General features: G+C 69.3%; 17 protein-coding genes. 7 read left to right on the top strand and 10 right to left on the bottom strand.

Translation table 11 applies throughout. From position 1 onward, the window contains the following. Positions 1-71: 71 nt before the first annotated feature. Positions 72-860, bottom strand: a complete 789-nt coding sequence (locus MAA8898_RS08860; RefSeq protein ID WP_094020635.1) for a ChaN family lipoprotein — start codon at positions 858-860, stop codon at positions 72-74. Further along, positions 857-1,735 (bottom strand): RNA polymerase factor sigma-32, encoded by an 879-nt coding sequence (locus MAA8898_RS08865; protein WP_094020636.1) that lies wholly within the window; start codon positions 1,733-1,735, stop codon positions 857-859. Before MAA8898_RS08865 ends, MAA8898_RS08860 begins: the two co-directional genes overlap by 4 nt. Before the next feature lie 200 nt (positions 1,736-1,935). Here MAA8898_RS08865 and MAA8898_RS08870 point away from each other — a divergent pair, with 200 nt between their 5' ends. Further along, positions 1,936-2,802, top strand: coding sequence for a glutathione S-transferase (locus MAA8898_RS08870; protein WP_094020637.1), 867 nt, complete (start codon positions 1,936-1,938; stop codon positions 2,800-2,802). Positions 2,803-2,891: 89 nt separating this feature from the next. After that, positions 2,892-4,406 (top strand): YifB family Mg chelatase-like AAA ATPase, encoded by a 1,515-nt coding sequence (locus MAA8898_RS08875; RefSeq protein WP_094020638.1) that lies wholly within the window; start codon positions 2,892-2,894, stop codon positions 4,404-4,406. Here MAA8898_RS08875 and MAA8898_RS08880 read toward each other — a convergent pair. The 4 genes from MAA8898_RS08880 to rsmI form a co-directional block, all read right to left on the bottom strand. Further along, complete coding sequence (locus MAA8898_RS08880) at positions 4,372-5,274, bottom strand: alpha/beta hydrolase (protein WP_094020639.1); 903 nt, start codon at positions 5,272-5,274, stop codon at positions 4,372-4,374. The genes MAA8898_RS08875 and MAA8898_RS08880 overlap by 35 nt on opposite strands. After that, a complete protein-coding gene (gene gshB, locus MAA8898_RS08885; protein ID WP_094020640.1) occupies positions 5,271-6,206 on the bottom strand; it encodes a glutathione synthase in 936 nt (311 codons plus the stop codon). Before gshB ends, MAA8898_RS08880 begins: the two co-directional genes overlap by 4 nt. Before the next feature lie 96 nt (positions 6,207-6,302). Then, positions 6,303-6,707, bottom strand: a complete 405-nt coding sequence (locus MAA8898_RS08890; RefSeq protein ID WP_094020641.1) for a YraN family protein — start codon at positions 6,705-6,707, stop codon at positions 6,303-6,305. Beyond that, complete coding sequence (gene rsmI, locus MAA8898_RS08895; protein ID WP_094020876.1) at positions 6,707-7,561, bottom strand: 16S rRNA (cytidine(1402)-2'-O)-methyltransferase; 855 nt, start codon at positions 7,559-7,561, stop codon at positions 6,707-6,709. The genes MAA8898_RS08890 and rsmI overlap by 1 nt, the downstream gene beginning before the upstream one ends. A gap of 138 nt (positions 7,562-7,699) precedes the next feature. Between rsmI and MAA8898_RS08900 the strand changes: the two genes are divergently transcribed. Together MAA8898_RS08900 and MAA8898_RS08905 are read left to right on the top strand one after the other, a co-directional pair. Further along, positions 7,700-8,881, top strand: a complete 1,182-nt coding sequence (locus MAA8898_RS08900; RefSeq protein WP_094020642.1) for a penicillin-binding protein activator — start codon at positions 7,700-7,702, stop codon at positions 8,879-8,881. Further along, positions 8,841-11,636: a [protein-PII] uridylyltransferase gene (locus MAA8898_RS08905; protein WP_370738619.1), complete on the top strand. Its 2,796-nt coding sequence runs from the start codon at positions 8,841-8,843 to the stop codon at positions 11,634-11,636. The genes MAA8898_RS08900 and MAA8898_RS08905 overlap by 41 nt, the downstream gene beginning before the upstream one ends. A gap of 48 nt (positions 11,637-11,684) precedes the next feature. On the opposite strand, the gene MAA8898_RS08910 is transcribed toward MAA8898_RS08905, so the two are convergent. Further along, on the bottom strand, positions 11,685-12,125 hold the full coding sequence (locus MAA8898_RS08910) for a hypothetical protein (RefSeq protein ID WP_094020643.1): 441 nt from the start codon (positions 12,123-12,125) through the stop codon (positions 11,685-11,687). Positions 12,126-12,290: 165 nt separating this feature from the next. On the opposite strand from MAA8898_RS08910, the gene murJ reads away from it, so the two are divergent. Next, the gene (gene murJ, locus MAA8898_RS08915; protein ID WP_094020644.1) at positions 12,291-13,838 is read left to right on the top strand and encodes a murein biosynthesis integral membrane protein MurJ; all 1,548 of its coding nucleotides are present in this window, start codon (positions 12,291-12,293) and stop codon (positions 13,836-13,838) included. Further along, entirely contained in the window at positions 13,835-15,160 is a 1,326-nt protein-coding gene (locus tag MAA8898_RS08920) for a phospholipase D-like domain-containing protein (RefSeq protein WP_141194818.1), read from the top strand. Before murJ ends, MAA8898_RS08920 begins: the two co-directional genes overlap by 4 nt. A gap of 7 nt (positions 15,161-15,167) precedes the next feature. On the opposite strand, the gene MAA8898_RS08925 is transcribed toward MAA8898_RS08920, so the two are convergent. Then, positions 15,168-15,875, bottom strand: coding sequence for a rhomboid family intramembrane serine protease (locus MAA8898_RS08925; RefSeq protein WP_306456402.1), 708 nt, complete (start codon positions 15,873-15,875; stop codon positions 15,168-15,170). Positions 15,876-15,924: 49 nt separating this feature from the next. Between MAA8898_RS08925 and trpS the strand changes: the two genes are divergently transcribed. Then, positions 15,925-16,956, top strand: a complete 1,032-nt coding sequence (gene trpS, locus MAA8898_RS08930; protein WP_094020647.1) for a tryptophan--tRNA ligase — start codon at positions 15,925-15,927, stop codon at positions 16,954-16,956. A gap of 119 nt (positions 16,957-17,075) precedes the next feature. On the opposite strand, the gene MAA8898_RS08935 is transcribed toward trpS, so the two are convergent. Next, positions 17,076-17,627 (bottom strand): VPLPA-CTERM sorting domain-containing protein, encoded by a 552-nt coding sequence (locus MAA8898_RS08935; protein WP_245853316.1) that lies wholly within the window; start codon positions 17,625-17,627, stop codon positions 17,076-17,078. A gap of 445 nt (positions 17,628-18,072) precedes the next feature. Then, entirely contained in the window at positions 18,073-18,471 is a 399-nt protein-coding gene (locus tag MAA8898_RS26220; protein WP_176445110.1) for a SpoIIAA family protein, read from the bottom strand. Positions 18,472-18,532: the final 61 nt, after the last annotated feature.

Here is an 18,532-nt window from a genome sequence, read left to right on the forward strand (position 1 = left end):
CCCGGCCCGGTCCGCAAGCCCTTGCCCCCTGTGAGACACCCGCCCCGGACGTGATCCGGGGCCTCCCCGGCTCACTGCTTGCGGAACGCCTCGCAGGGATCGCCCCGGTCCACCGGCGGCGCGCTCTCGACCAGGTCAAAGCCGCCCTCGGGCCCCGCGCGCCCGTCCTCGCCCTGGCCCAGCGCCATCACCGAAACCCCGGGCGCCGCCGCCATCAGCAGCGCCGGCGCGCCCCAGTCGGTGCGGGCGTGCCCGTTGCCGGTGATCACCACCACCGGCCCGCCGGTGTCCTCCAGCGCCTGCAAGGCCGCCGTCGCCAGCAGCGTGTCGCGCACCCGCTGCACGTCCACCATCTGCGGCAGCATCTCGGCGGGCAGCGCGTCGCAATGCGCTGCCATCTGCAAGGCCTCGCGCTGCGCCTGCATCTCCGGGTCCAGCTCCGCCGCCAGCAGCGCGCCCAGTGCCGCGTTCGGCACCGTCACCGCCTGCCGCCCCGTGTCGAAGATGCCGCGCGCCTCGTCGCGCGGCAGTTCCGCGCCGTAGTGCCGGGCCTCGGGGGCTGCGGCAAAGATCGGGTAATACATCGCGAAGTCCGGCCAGCCGCTGTCAGCCCAGCCCAGCGCCGCGCCCAGCGCGGCCTCGTCGCCGATCACCTCCGGCAGCGACCTGGCGGCCTCATCGGCGCTCAGCATCTCCCAGACGATCGCCTTGGGCTGCACCTCGGCCACCACCTGCGCCTGCCGGGCGTGGTGCGCCGGGTTGTCATGCACTTCGCCCAGGAACAGCACCTGCGCGTCAAAGGCCCCGCCGGCAGCCGCCGACGAGGCCCAGAGGGTAACCCCAAGGATCAAAGCTTTCATGCGAGGAAGTGATGCACTTCGCCCGACTGCGCCTCAAGCGCCTTTCGCATCTTGGCAAAGGCCGCGGCCTCCAGCTGCCGCACGCGCTCCTTCGACAGGCCCAGCTCCTGGCCCAGCGATTCCAGCGTCCGCGCCTCCTCGCGCAGCTTGCGCTCGCGCACGATGAACCGCTCGCGCTCGTTCAGCGCGCCCAGCGCCTGCACCAGCCAGTTGCGCAGCTGTCTGTTGTCCAGGTTGCTCTCGACGATCTCCGAAGCCTGCGCGCCCTCGTCCTCGATCGTGTCGATCCACTCGCGGCCCTCGTCCTCGACCGACTGCGTCGCGTTCAGCGAGTAGTCCGAGCCGGACAGCCGCCCCTCCATCATCTCGACGTCGCGCAGCGGCACGCCGATCTCGGTGGCGATCTTGTGGCGCAGCTGGTGGCGGTCCAGTTCCTCGCCCTGCGCCGCGGCCTCGCGCTCCAGCCGCGCCTGCACCCGCCGCAAGTTGAAGAACAGCGATTTCTGCGACGAGGTCGATCCGGTCCGCACCATCGACCAGTTGCGCATCACGTAGTCCTGGATCGACGCCTTGATCCACCACACCGCGTAGGTCGAAAACCGCACGCCGCGGTCCGGGTCGAACTTGTCGGCCGCCTTCATCAGGCCCAGCCCGGCTTCCTGGATCAGGTCGTTCATCGGCGCGCCGTAGCGCTTGAACTTGGAAGCCATGGAGATCGCCAGCCGCATGTAGGCCTGGATCAGCCGGTGCAGCGCCTCCTCGTCGCGCTGGTCGCGCCAGGCATAGGCCAGCCGCAGCTCGGTTTCCGCGTCAAGCAGTTCCGCCTTCATGGCACGACGGGACAGGCTCTGGTCATTGAAAGAATCGAGTGCCATCTTCGCTCCCCTGGTCGAAATCGCGCTCCGCTCTTTCGGAGCTTTGTACCTGTTACGCAGGTCCGGCCTTGACGGATCACTCAAAAGCCACAATTCCCGCGAGTTACCTTCGCCGCCGGTGATCCCTTTCCGCACAAATGCTGATTTCCACGGAGCTTGTGCCTGCGCTAAGCAAACGCCCAGACAAGGGGACGGGTTCCATGACGGACAGGGTGTTTCTCGGAGACTACAGTTATTCCAGCTGGTCGCTGCGCGCCTGGCTGCTGTTCCGCCGCTTCGGCATTCCGGTTGCGGTGACGCAGGTCGATTTCATGCAGGCCGAGGTGGCCGCGCAGATGGCCGCGCTGCCGCCGGCGCGCACCGTGCCCACCTGGGTCACCACCGAGGGCACCGTGATCTGGGACAGCCTCGCCATCGCCGAGGAACTGGCCAGCCGCCACCCAGAGGCCGGGCTGTGGCCTTCGGACCCCGCCCTGCGCGCCACCGCACGCGCCCTCGCGGCGGAAATGCACTCCGGCTTCGGCACCCTGCGCAACCTCTGCCCGATGAACCTGCGCACCGCCTACAGCACCACGCCCGTCCCCGACGCGCTGGCCGCCGACGTCGCCCGGGTCGACGACCTGTGGCGCTTTGCGCTGGACAAATCCGGCGGGCCCTGGCTCTGCGGCGCCTATTGCGCGGCGGATGCCTTCTTTGCCCCGGTGGCCGCGCGGATCGCCGGCTATGCCCTGCCGGTGTCGGGCGCCGCGCGGGCCTATGTCGCGGCGCATCTTGCGGACCCGGCGTTTCGCCGCTGGCGCGCCATGGGCCTTGCACGGGGCAACACCCTGCCCTGGTACGCGCGCGACTACCCGCAGACGGCCTGGCCCGGCCCAGCCCCCCGCCCCGCCCGCGCGGTCGACACCGGCACGCCGGAAAACGACGCCTGCCCCTATTCCGGCGATCCGATCACCCACCTGATGGAAACCGAAGGCCGCACCTTCGGCTTCTGCAACGCCTTCTGCCGCGACAAGACGGTCCAAGACCCGGACGCCTGGCCCGCCTTCGTGACCCTGCGCGACGGCTGAGCCATTTCGTTAAGACCCACAGGCCGCCGTTAACCCTTTGCTAACCATGCCGGTGCAAGGCTGACCCGGGGCAGCAGGGCAAGGGAACCATGGTCGCACGGGCCTACACGGTGGCTTTCGAAGGGGTGCGGGCCAGGCTGGTCGAGGTGCAATGCGCCATCACGCCGGGCCTGCCCGCCTTTTCCATCGTCGGCCTGCCGGACAAGGCCGTGTCCGAGGCGCGCGACCGCGTGCGCACCGCGCTGACCTCGCTGGCCATCGCCCTGCCGTCCAAGCGGATCACCGTCAACCTTGCGCCTGCCGACCTGCCCAAGGAAGGCTCGCACTTCGACCTGCCCATCGCGCTCGGCCTGCTGGCGGCGCTGGACATCGTGCCGGCGGACGCGGTGGCCGGCACCGTCTCGCTGGGCGAGCTGTCGCTGGACGGCGACCTGGTGCCGGTGATCGGCGCCCTGCCCGCCGCCATGGCCGCGGCCGAGGACGACCGCACCCTGATCTGCCCGCGCGCTTCGGGGGCCGAGGCCGCCTGGGTCGGCGGCTGCACGGTCATCGGGGCCGGCACCCTGCTGGAAATCGTGCGCCACTTCTCGGGCGCCAGCGTGCTGGAACCGGCCACGCCGGGCGAGGTGACGGCCGACCCGCTGGCGCGCGACCTGCGGGACGTGAAGGGGCAGGAACGGGCCAAGCGCGCGCTGGAAATCGCCGCCGCCGGGCGGCATCACCTGATGATGGTCGGCCCGCCCGGCGCGGGCAAATCCATGCTGGCGGCGCGGATGCCCGGCATCCTGCCGCCGCTCTCGCCCGCCGAGGCGCTGGAAACCTCGATGATCCACTCCATCGCCGGGCTGCTGACGGATGGCGGCATCTCGCGCCTGCGGCCGTTCCGCGAACCGCACCACACCGCCTCCATGGCCGCACTGATCGGCGGCGGGCGCGGCGCGAAGCCGGGCGAAATCAGCCTGGCGCACAACGGCGTGCTCTTCATGGACGAATTCCCCGAGTACCCGCGCACCGTGCTGGAAACCCTGCGCCAGCCGATCGAGACCGGAGAGGTCGTCGTGGCCCGCGCCAATGCCCATGTCCGCTACCCCTCGCGGTTCCTGCTGGTGGCTGCGGCGAACCCCTGCAAATGCGGCTACCTGTCGGACCCCGCGCAGGCCTGTTCGCGCGCGCCCAACTGCGGCGAGGATTACCTCGGCCGCATCTCCGGCCCGCTGATGGACCGGTTCGACCTGCGGCTTGAGGTGCCGCCGGTCAGCTTTACCGATCTCGACCTGCCCGCCTCGGGCGACAGCTCCGCCACCGTCGCCGCCCGCGTGGCCCAGGCGCGCACCGTGCAGTCCGCCCGCTTTGCCGCGCATGGCAGCGCGCGCACCAATGCCGATGCCGAAGGCCAGCTGCTGGAGGAAATCGCCACGCCCGAACCCGAGGGGAAGGACCTGCTGACCCGCGCCGCCGAACGCTTTGGCCTGACCGCGCGCGGCTATCACCGGGTGCTGCGCGTCGCGCGCACCATCGCCGACCTCGACGGCAGCGAAGCCGTGCGCCGCGCCCACGTGGCCGAGGCGCTCAGCTACCGGCTGTTGTCGTCGAAAGAGAGTTGATCCAGCGCCCCAGCGCGCGCAGCGTCCTGCGCGCTTCCGGCAGCAGGGTATGGAACAGCGGCCAGACGTGCGGCAGGTCACGTTCGATGCGTTCCATCACCGGCACCCCCTGCGCGCGCAGCCGCTCCGCCATGCGCCGCGTGTCGTCGCGCAGGAATTCCGTGTCCCCCGCCGTCAGCCAGACCGGCGGCGCGCCGGTGAAGTCCGCCCAGAGCGGCGAAACCCCGGGATCGCGCGGCGCGACCCCCTCGGGCAGGTAGAGCGCGGCCATGTCGTGGATCCGGCTGGCCGGCAGCACGACATCCGCCTTCGCGTTGGCGGTCACGCTCTCGCCGGAAAAGCTCATGTCGGTCACCGGCGACAACGCAAACAGCCCCAGCGGTCTGGGCAATCCGTCGCGCAGCAGGCGCGACAGCAGCGCCAGCGCCAGCCCGCCGCCGGCGCTGTCCCCGCCGATCACCACCCCGCCGGGGCGGTCCATCACCGCACGGTAAGCGGCCAGCGCGTCCTCCAGCGCGGCGGGAAAGGGATGCTCCGGGGCCAGCCGGTAGTCCGGCAGGCACACCGGCAGCCGCGCCGCCCGCGACAGCCAGCCCGCCAGCGCGCGGTGCGTCTGCGGCGATCCCATCACGTAGGCCCCGCCGTGCAGGTACAGGATCAGCGGCCCCTCCGGCGCGTCGTTCACCCAGAGCACGGGCACGCCGTTCAGCGCGCCGGGGCGCGACCGCGTCCCCCTGGGCGCGAGAAAGAACAGCCGCGCCTTGGTCGCGAAACTGCGGCGCAGCGCATGAACGTCCGTCTCGCGCGCCAGGTAGCGCTTTTCCGTCACCCTCAGCCACAGGTTGAGGATCGGCCGGACAAGGCTCATGCCAGCCTGGCCTCGATCGCCTTCCAGACCTTGGCGGCGACGTTGATGCCGTCGAACCGCTCAAGTTCCTGGATGCCGGTCGGCGAGGTGACGTTGATCTCGGTCAGCCAGTCGCCGATCACGTCGATGCCGACAAAGACCTGACCCTTTTCCTTCAGCACCGGGCCGATCCGGGCGCAGATCTCCAGGTCCCGCGCGGTCAGCGCCACCTTCTCCGGCCGGCCGCCCACATGCATGTTGGACCGCACCTCGCCCTCGGCCGGGACACGGTTGATCGCGCCGACAGGCTCGCCGTCGACCAGGATCACCCGCTTGTCGCCCTTGGTGACGGCGGGCAGGTACTTCTGCACGATCAGCGGCTCGCGCGAAAAGCCGGTGAACATCTCGTAGAGCGAACTGAGGTTGCCGTCCGCCGTGTTCAGCTTGAAGACCCCCGCGCCGCCGTTGCCGTACAGCGGCTTCACGATCACATCCCCGTGCTTGGCCCGGAACGCGCGCAGCACCTCCAGATCGCGGGCGATTGCCGTCGGCGGCGTCAGGTCCGGGAAATCCAGCACCAGCAGCTTTTCCGGCGCGTTGCGGACCCAGAACGGATCGTTCACCACCAGCGTCTGCCCCTTCAGCCGGTCCAGCAGGTGCGTCGTCGTGATGTAATGCATGTCAAAGGGCGGATCCTGCCGCAGCCAGATCACGTCCACCTCGGCCAGGTCCAGGCTGACCCGCTCGCCCAGCACCGCCGGCGCGCCGGGCACGCGCTGCACCGTCATCCAGTGCCCGCGCGCGGTGATTCGCCCCTCTTCGTAGGCCAGTTGGTCCGGCCCGTAGTAGAACAGCTCATGCCCGCGCGCCTGCGCCTCCTCGGCCAGCCGGAACGAGCTGTCGGCGTTGATGTTGACCCCCATGATCGGGTCCATCTGAAAAGCGATCTTCATGAGCATTCCCCGCTGTGCGCCCGCCATAGATGGCGCAGGACTGCCGCGGGTGCAATGCGGCACGACCCGGGGCCGCCCGCTGCCGCCAGCCGGGGATCAGCCGGCGAGCGCGTTCTCGATCACCCGCAGCTGCCCCGTACCGTCCACCAGCGCCACGTCAAACCGCACCTCGGTCAGCGAGCCCCTTGGCTGGGTGCCGACGAATTCCTCGGCCGCCTGCACCAGGCGGGCGACCTGGCGCGCGGTCAGCCGCTCCACCGCGCGGGCAAAGCTGCGGCTCTGCTTGACCTCGACAAAGACCAGCCCGTCCCCGTCCCGCAGCACAAGGTCCACCTCGCCGGCCTGGCCGCGCCAGCGCCGCGCGATCGCCGGGTAGCCCCGGCGCGCATAGTCCCGTTCCACCCGGTCCTCCGCCGCCATGCCGGACAGGTATCCGGTCCGGCCCGTGGCCTGCCGGTCGCGCAGTCCGCCCGCGCAACCCGTCACAAAATCAAGTGCCATCACTCCACCTTCCTGTCCGCCTGTTTGCCGTCGGACAACCTCATCGCCAGCTGGTAGACGGTGCGCCGCTTGACCCCCAGCCGCGCCGCCACGTAATCGGCGGCATCCCGCACCGACATCGTCTCCAGCGCCTTGTTCACCTCCTGTTCTAGGTCAAATTCCCTAACATTCCCCGAATCCCCCTTGCCGATCACGACCACCACCTCGCCTTTCGCGGCGGTTTCGCGGTAGTGCGCCAGCAGCTCGGACAGCCTTCCGCGGCGGGTTTCCTCGAATTTCTTGGTCAGTTCCCGGCAGACCGCGCCCTCGCGGTCGCCCAGCATGTCCAGCGCCGCTTCCAGCATCTCGACCAGCCGCCTCGGCGATTCGTAGAACACCAGCGTCGCCGGCACCGCCGCCAGCTCGCGCAGCGCGGTCTTGCGCGGCCCGCCGGCGCTGGGCAGGAAGCCGGCGAACAGGAACCGGTCGGTCGGCAGCCCCGCCAGCGTCAGCGCCGTCACCACCGCGCTGGCCCCCGGCGCGCTGGTCACCGCGTGGCCCTCGGCGATGGCGGCGCGCGCCAGGTCGAACCCCGGGTCCGAGATCATCGGCGTGCCCGCCTCGGACGCGTAGAGCACCGCCTTGCCCGCCGCCATCTCGGCCATCAGCCGCTGGCGCACCCGCTCCCCGCTGTGATCGTGGTAGGCCAGCAGCGGCCGGTCGTTCAGCCGCACGCCGTGCAGCTCCATGAGCCGGCGCAGGCTGCGGGTGTCCTCGGCCACCAGCACGTCGGCCGCGTGCATCAGGTCCAGCGCGCGCAGCGTGATGTCGCGGGCATGGCCGATCGGTGTCGCGATCAGGTACAGGCCCGGCATCAATCCGCCGCCGATTTCGGCATTGTCCGCAATCGTCACTGGCCCCCCCTATCCCGCTTGACTATGATCGCCGCCAAATCGCGCAGCGCGCCAACGACGCCGCACACCCTGCGCCACAAACGAGGGAGTTCCCAGTACATGTTCGCCAAATTCGTCAATCTCCGCAAGGTGCTGCGTCCGCTCGCCGTCCCGGTTCTCGGCCTTGGCCTGGCGGCCTGCAACCCTGTGGCGCTGACGAACATCGGCGGCGACGCCCCGCGCATCAACACCTCCCAGCCGATCCCGGTCGCCCTGCTGATCCCGAAAACCGACGCCGGCGCCGCGCCGATCGCCGTGTCGCTGGAGAACGCCGCGCGCCTGGCCATGGCCGACCTTGGCGAAGGTGTGACCATCGACCTGCGGGTCTACGACACCGGCGGCCAGGCCCCCTCGGCCGCCGCCGCCGCGCAAAAGGCCGTCGACGAAGGCGCCAAGATCATCCTCGGCCCGCTGCGCGCCGACGAGGTGAACGCGGCCGGCGTGGCCGTCGGCGACGAAGGCGTCAACGTGCTGGGCTTTTCCAACAACCCGACGATTGCCGGCGGCAACGTCTTCATCCTTGGCCCGACCTTTGCCAACACCGCCGACCGGATGATGGATTACGCCCGCCGCAACGGCAAGAGCAACGTCCTGGTCGTCTATTCCGACGACGTCGAAGGCCAGCTGGGCAAGCTGGCGATCGAACAGGCGGCAACCGTCCGGGGCGTGACGGTGGTGGGCAGCCAGGGCTACCAGCTGTCGATCGAGGGCGTCTCGAACGCCGCGCAGGCGGCCGGCCGGGTGGCCTCTGCCGGGGCGGCGGACGCCGTGTTCATCACCACCTCGGCCAACAACGCCGCCATGCCGATGCTGCTGACCCAGATGCCCGAATCCGGCGTCACCGCCGACAAGGTGCAGTACATCGGCCTGACCCGCTGGGACGTGCGGCCCGACCTGTTTTCCATGCCCGGCGCGCAGGGCGCCTGGTTCGCCCTGCCCGACACTCAAAAGCTGTCGACCTTCTCCAGCCGCTACACCGCCGCCTACGGCGCGGCGCCGCATCCGCTGGCCGGCCTTGCCTATGACGGGATCATGGCGGTCGGCACGCTGGCCGCCGCCGGGCGGGATGACGCGCTGTCGGCCACGGCGCTCACCTCGACTGGCTTTACCGGCACCGGCGGTGTATTCCGGCTGATGAGCGATGGCACGAACCGGCGCGCACTGGCCATCGCCACAGTGGAAAACAAGCAGATGGTGATCCTTGACCCTGCCCCCAGCAGCCTCTCCGGCGGCGGCCTCTGAGCCGGGCCTCCTGCCCGACAACCTGATCGCCCCGGCCGCCGAGATCCTTGATCTCGCGGCGGTGCGGCAGGTGCTGTTCGCGGGGCTGGCGCCCGGCATGGCCGAACAGGAGGTGCGCAAGCACACCGTCGCCACGCTGCGCGACGCGCAGAAGGCCGGGCGCGCGGCGGTGGCCGAGGCCTTTGCCCGCGAACCCTTCGGCGCCCGCCGCACCACCCGCGCCTACACCTGGATCACCGACTGCCTGGTGCGGCTGACCTTCGAGGTCGCCACCGGCATCCTGCACCGCCGCCCCACCCCGACCGAGTCCGAGCGCGTGGCGGTGCTGTCGGTCGGCGGCTACGGAAGGGGCGAAATGGCGCCCTATTCCGACGTCGACCTGCTGTTCCTGACCCCCTACAAGATCACCGCCTGGGCCGAGAGCGTGATCGAGTCCATGCTCTACATCCTGTGGGACCTCAAGCTGAAGGTCGGCCACAGCTCGCGCACGGTGCGCGACTGCCTGCGCCTCGGGGCCGAGGATTTCACCATCCGCACCGCCATGCTGGAATGCCGCTACATCATCGGCGACCGCGGCCTCGCCCGCGACCTGGAAAAGACCCTCTGGACCGAGCTGTTCAACTCCACCGCGCGCGAATTCGTCGAGGCCAAGCTGGCCGAGCGCGACGCCCGGCACGACAAGCAGGGCCAGCGCTACATGGTCGAGCCCAACGTCAAGGAGGGCAAGGGCGGGCTGCGCGACCTGCAATCGCTGTTCTGGATCATCAAGTACGTCCACAAGACCGACGATGTCTCGCAGCTGGTGACAGCCGGCGTCTTTCGCCCCGAGGAATACGAGACCTTTGTCCAGGCCGAACGCTTTCTCTGGGCGGTGCGCTGCCACCTGCACCTGGCCGCCGGGCGGGCGAACGAACACCTGACCTTCGACATGCAGGTCGAGGTCGCCGCGCGCATGGGCTACAACGACCGTGGCGGCCGCCGCGCGGTGGAATGGTTCATGCAGGACTACTTTCGCCACGCCACCTCGGTCGGTGACCTGACGCGCATCCTGCTGACCTCGCTGGAGGCCACGCACACCAAGAGCGCGCCGCTGATCCAGCGCCTGTTCCACCGCGTGCCGCAGGTCAAACCCGGCTACCGCGTGGTCAACAACCGCCTCGCCATCGTCGACGACGCGGCGTTCCTGTCGGACAGGCTGAACCTGCTGCGGGTGTTCGAGGAAGGGCTGCGCACCGGCCTGCTGATCCACCCCGACGCCATGCGGCTGGTCAAGGCCAACCTGCACCTGATCGACAACAGCTTTCGCGAAAACGACGAGGCGCGGCGCCTGTTCCTCGACCTGCTGCTGAAACACGGCAACCCCGAGCGCGCCCTGCACCGGATGAACGAACTCGGCGTACTGGCCGCCGTGATCCCGGAATTCGCCCCCATCGTGGCGATGATGCAGTTCAACATGTACCACCACTACACGGTGGACGAACACATCATCCAGTGCATCTGGAACCTCTCCGAGATCGAACTGGGCCACCTGACCGAGGAACTGCCGGTCGCCTCGACCATCCTCAAGGAGGGGCTGAACCGCCGCGTGCTCTACGTCGCACTGCTGCTGCACGACATCGGCAAGGGCCGGGACGAGGATCATTCGATCCTCGGCGCCCGCATCGCCCGCACCGTCGCGCCGCGCCTCGGCCTGTCCAAGGCCGAAAGTGCCACCGCGGAATGGCTGGTGCGCTATCACCTGCTGATGTCCGACATGGCGCAGAAACGCGACATCGCCGACCCGCGCACCGTGCGCGATTTCGCCAAGGCGGTGCAGACCAAGGAACGGCTGGACCTCTTGACCGTGCTGACCGTCTGCGACATCCGCGGCGTCGGCCCGGACACCTGGAACAACTGGAAGGCCGCGCTCTTGCGCGCGCTCTACCGCCAGACCCGCCGCGCGCTCGAAGGCGGCATGGAGGCGCTCAACCGCGAGAACCGCGGCACCGAGGCGCGCAAGGCGCTGCGCAAGGCGCTCAAGGGCTGGACCAGTGCCGCGCTGGAGCAGGAAACCCGGCGCCACTACGATCCCTACTGGCAGGGCCTGCACGTCACCGCCCATGTCGTCTTTGCCAACCTGCTGCGCACTCTCAAGGAAAACGAGATCGCCATCGACATCCACCCCGATCAGGACCGCGACGCCACCCGCGTCTGTTTCGCGCTCCAGGATCACCCCGGCATCTTCTCGCGGCTGTCGGGGGCGCTGGCGCTGTCCGGGGCCAACGTGGTGGACGCGCGCACCTTCACCACCAAGGACGGCTATGCCACCGCCGCCTTCTGGATCCAGGACGCCGACGGCGCGCCCTACGAGGACACCCGCATCCCCCGCCTGCGCGACACCATCCGCAAGACCCTGAAAGGCGAGGTCGTCACGCGTGAGGCGATCCGCCCCAAGGAAAAGCTCAAGAAGCGGGAACGCGCCTTCAAGGTTCCGACCCACATCACCTTCGACAACGACGGGTCCGAGATCTTTACCATCATCGAGGTCGACACCCGCGACCGGCAGGGCCTGCTGTTCGATCTCACCCGCACGCTGGCCAGCCTGAACATCTACATCGCCTCGGCGGTGATCGCGACCTTTGGCGAACAGGTGGTCGACACCTTCTACGTCAAGGACATGTTCGGGCTGAAACTGCATTCCAAGGTCAAACGCGACCTGATCGAGAAAAAGCTGCGCGCCGCCATCACCGAAGGCACCGAACGCGCCCAGGGTTGACCGGGGCTGATCTGGGGCTGATCTGGGGCTGATCTGGGGCGGCGCGGCTCAGGACGGCCGCGCCGCGTTCCACGCCGCGATCAGCTGCCGCGTCCTGGCCACGCCGGGCGCAAAGCCGAGGTAGCCCATCGTCTCCTCGCGCGTGCGAAAGACGCCCACCTTCAGCGACCCGCTGACCTCCGCGATCGACTGGTACATGCGGCACATGCCAAAGGTCACGTCCCCGGGCGCCCAGATCGACGTCTTCGACCCCGGATCGCGCACCGCGTAGTAGCCTTTCAGCCGGTACGCCAGCACCTGGATTTCCTCGAAATTGCTCATGTTGAAGCTGCCGGCCTCGAGATCCAGCAACACGTCCTGCCGCCCGTCGAACCGCGGATCGGCGGCATAGGCCAGGAACGACTCGACATGCTCGTCGGTCCTGACCTCGCCCTCGAACCGCACGAGAACAAGGCCGAGATCGGGCAGGATGCTGTAGGTGATGGGCAAGGGGGCAATCCGTAACCAAGTGTACGCTTTTGCTAGCTAGCATGGCGCGCGGCGCTTGACACCCACCTGATGACCGCAGGCGGACAGGGCGCGTTCCGCTCCGCCCCTTCCGCCGCCCAGCCCTTTGGGCTAAGCCGGACCCCAGAGCAGCAAGCGAGCCCGCCCGTGAAACCCATCCGCCTTGTCGCAGGCGTCATGACCGTCGGCTTCTGGACCCTGATGAGCCGCGTCCTGGGCGTCGTGCGCGAGATCATGATCCTCGCCTTCATCGGTCCCGGCCCGGTCATGGATGCCTTTGTCGCGGCCTTCCGCCTGCCCAACATGTTCCGCCGCTTCTTTGCCGAAGGCGCGTTCAACGCCGCCTTCGTGCCGATTTTCTCCAAGAAATACGAAGGCGGCGAAGACCCGATGGTCTTTGCCCGCGATGCCTTCAACGGGCTGGCCTTCGTGCTGCTGATCCTCACCGCGCTGGCGCTGATCTTCATGCCGGCGCTGGTCTGGGCCACGGCGGGCGGCTTTTCCGGCGACCCGCGGTTCGAGCTGACCACCGCCTATGGCCGCATCGTCTTTCCCTACATCCTGCTGATCTCGCTGGCGGCGATGTTCTCCGGCGCGCTGAACGCCACCGGCCGCTTTGCCGCCGCCGCCGCCGCGCCGGTGTTCCTGAACATTCTCGTCTGCTCGGCCATGGCGCTGGGCGCCTGGCTGGGCGGCGAGGTGATCCTGTGGCTGATCTGGACCGTGCCGCTGGCCGGTGTGGCGCAGCTGGCGCTGGTCTGGGTCGCGGCGGAACGCGCGGGCGTGCGGGTCCGCCCCGCCCGGCCGCGCTGGACCCCGGACATGAAACACCTCGTCGCCGTCGCCGTCCCCGCCGCGCTGGCTGGCGGCGTCATGCAGATCAACCTGCTGGTCGGCCAGCAGGTGGCCAGCCACTTCGACAAGGCGGTGGGCTGGCTCTACGCCGCCGACCGGCTGTACCAGCTGCCTTTGGGCGTGGTCGGCATCGCCGTCGGCATCGTGCTGCTGCCCGACCTGTCGCGCCGGCTCAAGGCCGAGGATCACACCGGCTCGCGCAACGCGTTTTCGCGCGCCGGTGAACTGAGCCTCGCCCTGACGATCCCCGCCGCCGTGGCGCTGGTGGTGGTGCCGATGCCCATCGTCTCGGTGCTGTTCCAGCGCGGCGCGACCGGCAGCGACGACACCGCCGCCATCGCGCTGGCGGTGGCCATCTACGGCCTGGGCCTGCCCGCCTTCGTGCTGCAAAAGGTGCTGCAACCGCTGTATTTCGCGCGCGAGGACACCCGCAGCCCGTTCCGCTACGCCGTCTGGGCCATGGTGGTCAACGCGACCGTCGCCATCGGCCTGGCGCCGGTGATCGGCTGGATCGCCCCGGCCATCGCCACCACGCTGGCCGGCTGGATCATGGTGGTCCAGCTGGTCCGGGGATCGCGCGGCATGGGCGATGTCGCCCGCTTCGACGCCCGCTTCGGCACCCGGCTGTGGCGCATCTGCGCCGCCTCCGTCGTGATGGGCGCGGCGCTCTGGGGCACCGCCCTGCTGGTCGCGCCCTGGCTGGCCGCGCCCTATGTCCGCGTCGTCGCCCTGCTGGCGCTGATCGCCGTCGGCGTCGTCGTCTACGGCATCGCCGGGCAGAAACTGGGCGCCTTCAGCATGGCCGAAGTGCGGGGGATGCTGCGACGGAGGCACGCATGATAACCCGCCCGATGCTCACCGCCCCCGACACCGCCCGCACGCTCGAGGCGGTCGCCGCCACGGCCAAGACGGAGCTGCTGCTCTGCCTGCCCCGGCTCGACCCCCGCACGCCGCTTGTGCGGGCCGAGCTGCGCAACCGCGGGATCGAGGACTGGGGCGACCTGGTCGGCTGGATCACCCGGCGCGGCGTCGCGCTGCGGATGCTGGTGCCGGACGTTGACCCGCTCGCCCGCCCCGAGGCGCACCGCGCCGCCTGGACCCGCGCTTCGGGCTTTGCCGACGTGGTGCAGGGCAATGCGCAGATCCTCTGCGCCTCGCACGGCCACGCCGCCACCGGCCTGCGCGCCTGGCGCCTGAACCGCCCGCGCAAGGCCACCCTCGCCGCCCTGCGCGCCCAGGATCCCGGCCGGCTGACCCCGGTGCAGCGCGCCGCCCCCGGCACGACGCTGCCCGCCCGCGTCGCCGAGATCGGCCAGGCCTTCGTGCTGGCCGACGGCGCCGGCTGCGTGCTGGGCGGCCCCCTGCTGGGCACCGCGACCGAAGGCCCGGCCCCCTCCGCGCTGCACGTCGACGACGCCGATTTCTGCGGCGCGCTGCGCGGCCATTTCGCCGATGCCTGGGCGGCGGCGATCGCCACCGGCAGCCGCAGCCTGGCCGCCCCGGCCGCCGCGCTCGACCTGCCCCGCCGCGCCCAGAGCCGCGCGGACCTGCGGCTGATCCGCACCCTGTCGCGCCCCTCTCGCGGTCTCGCCCCCGCGCCCCAGGTCACCGACCACGAAGCCGCGCTGGCCCGGATGGTCGACGCCGCCACCACCTACATCCTGATCCGGACCGAAGCGCTGCGCCACGACACGCTGGCCGACCGCCTGGCCAGCGCCGCGCGCCGGGCCGAGGCGCTGCAACTGGTGCTGCTGCTGCCGCCGCTGGCCCCGGCGGACCCCTGGGACGACGCCCGCGCCCGGCACCTGCAAGCCAGCGCGCTGGACCGGCTGCGCGCCGCCTTCGGCGACCGCATGGCGCTCTGCGCCGACCCCGCCCCCGGCGGCACGCTCTGCCTGGTGGATGACCGCGACTTCCTGGTCGGCTCGGCCGCGCTGACCCGCCGCGCCTGCCGCTGGAACACCGAAGCCTCGGCCCTGGTCCAGGACCCCTCGCTGGCCCGGCAGCTGATGGACAGTCTCGCCGCGGTGCTGCTGCCGGGACGCGGCCTGACCGCCGAGGCGCTGCGCAGCGCGGCGGTCTGGTCGGCCCGCCTGCCCGCCCCCGAGTCGGTCACCGCCAGCCGCCCCGCCCGGCGCCGCCTGCCCGACGACCTGTTCTGACCTGCGCTCAGCGCCGCCGGATCCGCTCCAGCACCCGCGCCATGCCGCCCGGCGCGCGCAGCAAGGCCACGGCAAAGCCCACGACAAAGCCGGCGATATCCGCCACCCAGTCGTTGCCGCCGCCGAACAGCACGCCAAAGACCAGCTGCACCAGCAACAGCAGCCCGATCAGGGTAAAGGCGCGGATCTGCGGCGCCCCCTCGACCCCCAGCCGCATCCACAGCAGCAGGGTAAAGCCACCGATCAGCCCGTAGACCGGGGGAAAGGCGCCGATCAGCCAGGGATCGTCGGTCAGCAGGCCAAAGGCCAGCGCCCCCACGATGGTGGACAGGAAGAAGATCAGCACAAAGGTCAGCGCGCCCATCGCCTCGGTCACGATCTTGCCCATGGCCAGCAGAATCACCATGGCGAACAGCCCGTGCGAAAAACTGGCGTGCAGGAACGGATAGCTGACGAACCGCACCAGGTGCTCGGTGGGCCACAGCCCGTTGTCCAGCATCCAGTCAAAGGCGACCCCGGAAAACCCGTAGGTCTCGATCGCGCCGGTGCGCCAGCCCACCGCGCCCGGCCCGCCCACCAGGCCCTGCGTGCCCAGCCAGAGCGTCAGTTCGATCCCCGCCAGGACAAGGAACAGCGCCACCACCACCGGCGGCAGCGGGTTCACCGGGGCTTCGTTGTGCGGATGCGTCATGCGGTCCTCTTTCTTGACGGTCACCGGTGGCATGGGTAAGCCAGCCGCGCAGGAATATCCACAGGGGACCCCCATGTCCGACGTTCAGCCGACCCAAGCCTTCACCCCGCGTGTCTTCTCGGGCATCCAGCCTTCGGGCGGGCTGACGCTGGGCAACTACCTCGGCGCGCTCAAGCGCTTTGCCGACAGCCAGGAAAAGGGCATCCAGTCGATCTACTGCATGGTCGACATGCATGCCATCACCAACGTCCTGAACGACCCCGAGGCGCTGCGCCGCAACACGCGCGAACTCTGCGCCGGCTTCATCGCCTCCGGGATCGATCCGGAACGCTCGATCCTGTTCAACCAGAGCCAGGTGCCCGAGCACGCCCAGCTGGCCTGGGTCTTCAACTGCGTGGCGCGCATGGGCTGGATGCAGCGCATGACCCAGTGGAAGGACAAGGCCGGCAAGAACGCGCAGAACGCCTCGCTGGGGCTGTTCGCCTACCCCGCGCTGATGGCCGCCGACATCCTGGTGTATCACGCCACCCACGTTCCCGTGGGCGAGGACCAGAAACAGCACCTCGAACTGACCCGCGACATCGCGATCAAGTTCAACAACGACTTCGGCGTCGACTTCTTCCCGATCACCGAGCCGGTGATCGAAGGCGCGGCCACCCGCGTCATGTCGCTGCGCGACGGGTCGAAAAAGATGTCGAAATCCGATCCCTCGGACATGAGCCGGATCAACCTCACCGACGATGCCGACGCCATCGCGCTGAAGATCCGCAAGGCCAAGACCGACCCCGAACCGCTGCCCGAGACCGTCGAAGGGCTGGAAGGCCGCCCCGAGGCGCGCAACCTGGTCAACATCTACGCCGCCCTGGCCGACCTCACGGTCGAGCAGGTGATCGCCGAACACGCCGGCCAGCCCTTCGGCAGCTTCAAGCCCTCGCTGGCGGACCTCGCGGTGGCCAAGCTGGCGCCGATCTCGACCGAGATGAAGCGCCTGACCCAGGAACCGCACGAGATCGACAGGATCCTCCGCCGCGGCTCCGAACGCGCGCGCGAGATCGCCGCGCCGATCCTGGCCAGGACCTACGAGATCGTCGGCATGGTGCGCTGACGCGGGGCAGGTCCGCGGTCGGACCGGATGCGCCAGGCGCGCTGACCCGAGTCACAACAAAAACGGGCGCCGGATGGCGCCCGCCCATGTCTTCATGTCGCAGATCAGGGGGCCGTGCGTCAGCCGGTCTTGCGACGCCGCGCCGCAAACCCGAGGCCACCAAGGGCCACCAGCAACAGCGGAAGCGCGGCAGGCAGCGGAACCGGTGACATGTAGTCGATCGTCACGGAATAGGCCCCCGAGTTGTCCGAGAAAATGCCGTCATTCTCGCCAAGGAACAGGTAGGCGCTGGCTGCGGTCGGCACGATCAACGTGGCCGATGTGCCGACAAAGAACGAATCGCCAATCGCGGTGATCGACGCCGAAGTCGAACTCCAGACCCCGATCATGGAGTAGACGCGCAGCCCGTTGAACAGGCCTGCAAAGCCATCTGCGTCCGTTGCCCCCGAACCGTTATCGACAACCGACCCTGTCGCGATGCTCATCACCGGGCCGAGGGCCGCGAAATTGATGGCCCCGGAGGAACCCGAGATCGCGGTTACATCATTTCCCCGGCCGGTCACATCGACACTGAGGCCGTTGTTGGACGATCCCCAGTTGGTGTAATAGATGTTGTCCGTGCCCTGCACCAAGGCGGTGACGGTGGCGCTCGAGGCGCTCTGCGCGACCAAGGCCCCACAAAGCGCAAGTGCTGCTGCAAGTAGCTTCATCAATCATCCCCCAATATCCACAGTGATGGAAAGGTCATCCGCCGAAGGCAGTCCCTTCGGGACGCGTGCTTTCCATGAACCCGCTTTTCAGGCATTCCGGATCCCCTCTGCGTGATCGGGACCGCCTAGATACCTCATGAGAAGTATACCCGCACCCTGGCACCCTGTATACGGGAAATTTCGCCACGTTCGGACAGGGCGCCTGGTGGCCTGAGACCGGCCTCGCGCAACCCAGGCGGATGCGACCCGTTTGGGCCGGGTTCCGCTGGTGAACGACGCAGGATTTCCGACACGCCCAAGATGCGGGCAAGGACGTCTTGGGACACGGCCCTCCCGTTTTGTACAAAAAGACATTTTTCGCGTACAAGACGTACAAAACGTACAAGTGCGCCGCCGCGCCAAGGGCTCAGGCCGGGGCCGGTCCGGCGGCGTCGTCGTCGGGGTCGGCACGCCGCACCCAGGCCCGCGCGGCGTCCAGGTCCTGCATCGCGAATGTCCGCATCCGGGTCGAGATCACCGCCCCCGCGGCCTTCACCACCGGGCTCATCCAGCCGATGTCCGACACGACGGCAACATGGCTGATGTGGCGCAGGTTGCGCAGGTCGAACTTCAACCCCGGCAGCAGGATCGACGGATCGAAGGTGGGAACGTTCTGCACCACCTCGATCATCCGCACCGTCCCGTGCCGGTCAATAAAGGCCTGCAATTGCTCCACAATCTGCAAGTAGTCGGCCTGGCTGATGTGCCCGGTGACGTGGAATTCGACCACACTGGCGGCGTCGTCCTCGTGGTATTCGATGCTCATGGTGCGCCCCTCCCGGCGTCCAGACTGGCCGCCAGGAGACCCGCAGGCAAGGCCGGGCTTC

The sequence above is a fragment of the Antarctobacter aquimaris genome (assembly GCF_900184945.1).
Lineage (GTDB): Bacteria > Pseudomonadota > Alphaproteobacteria > Rhodobacterales > Rhodobacteraceae > Maliponia > Maliponia aquimaris.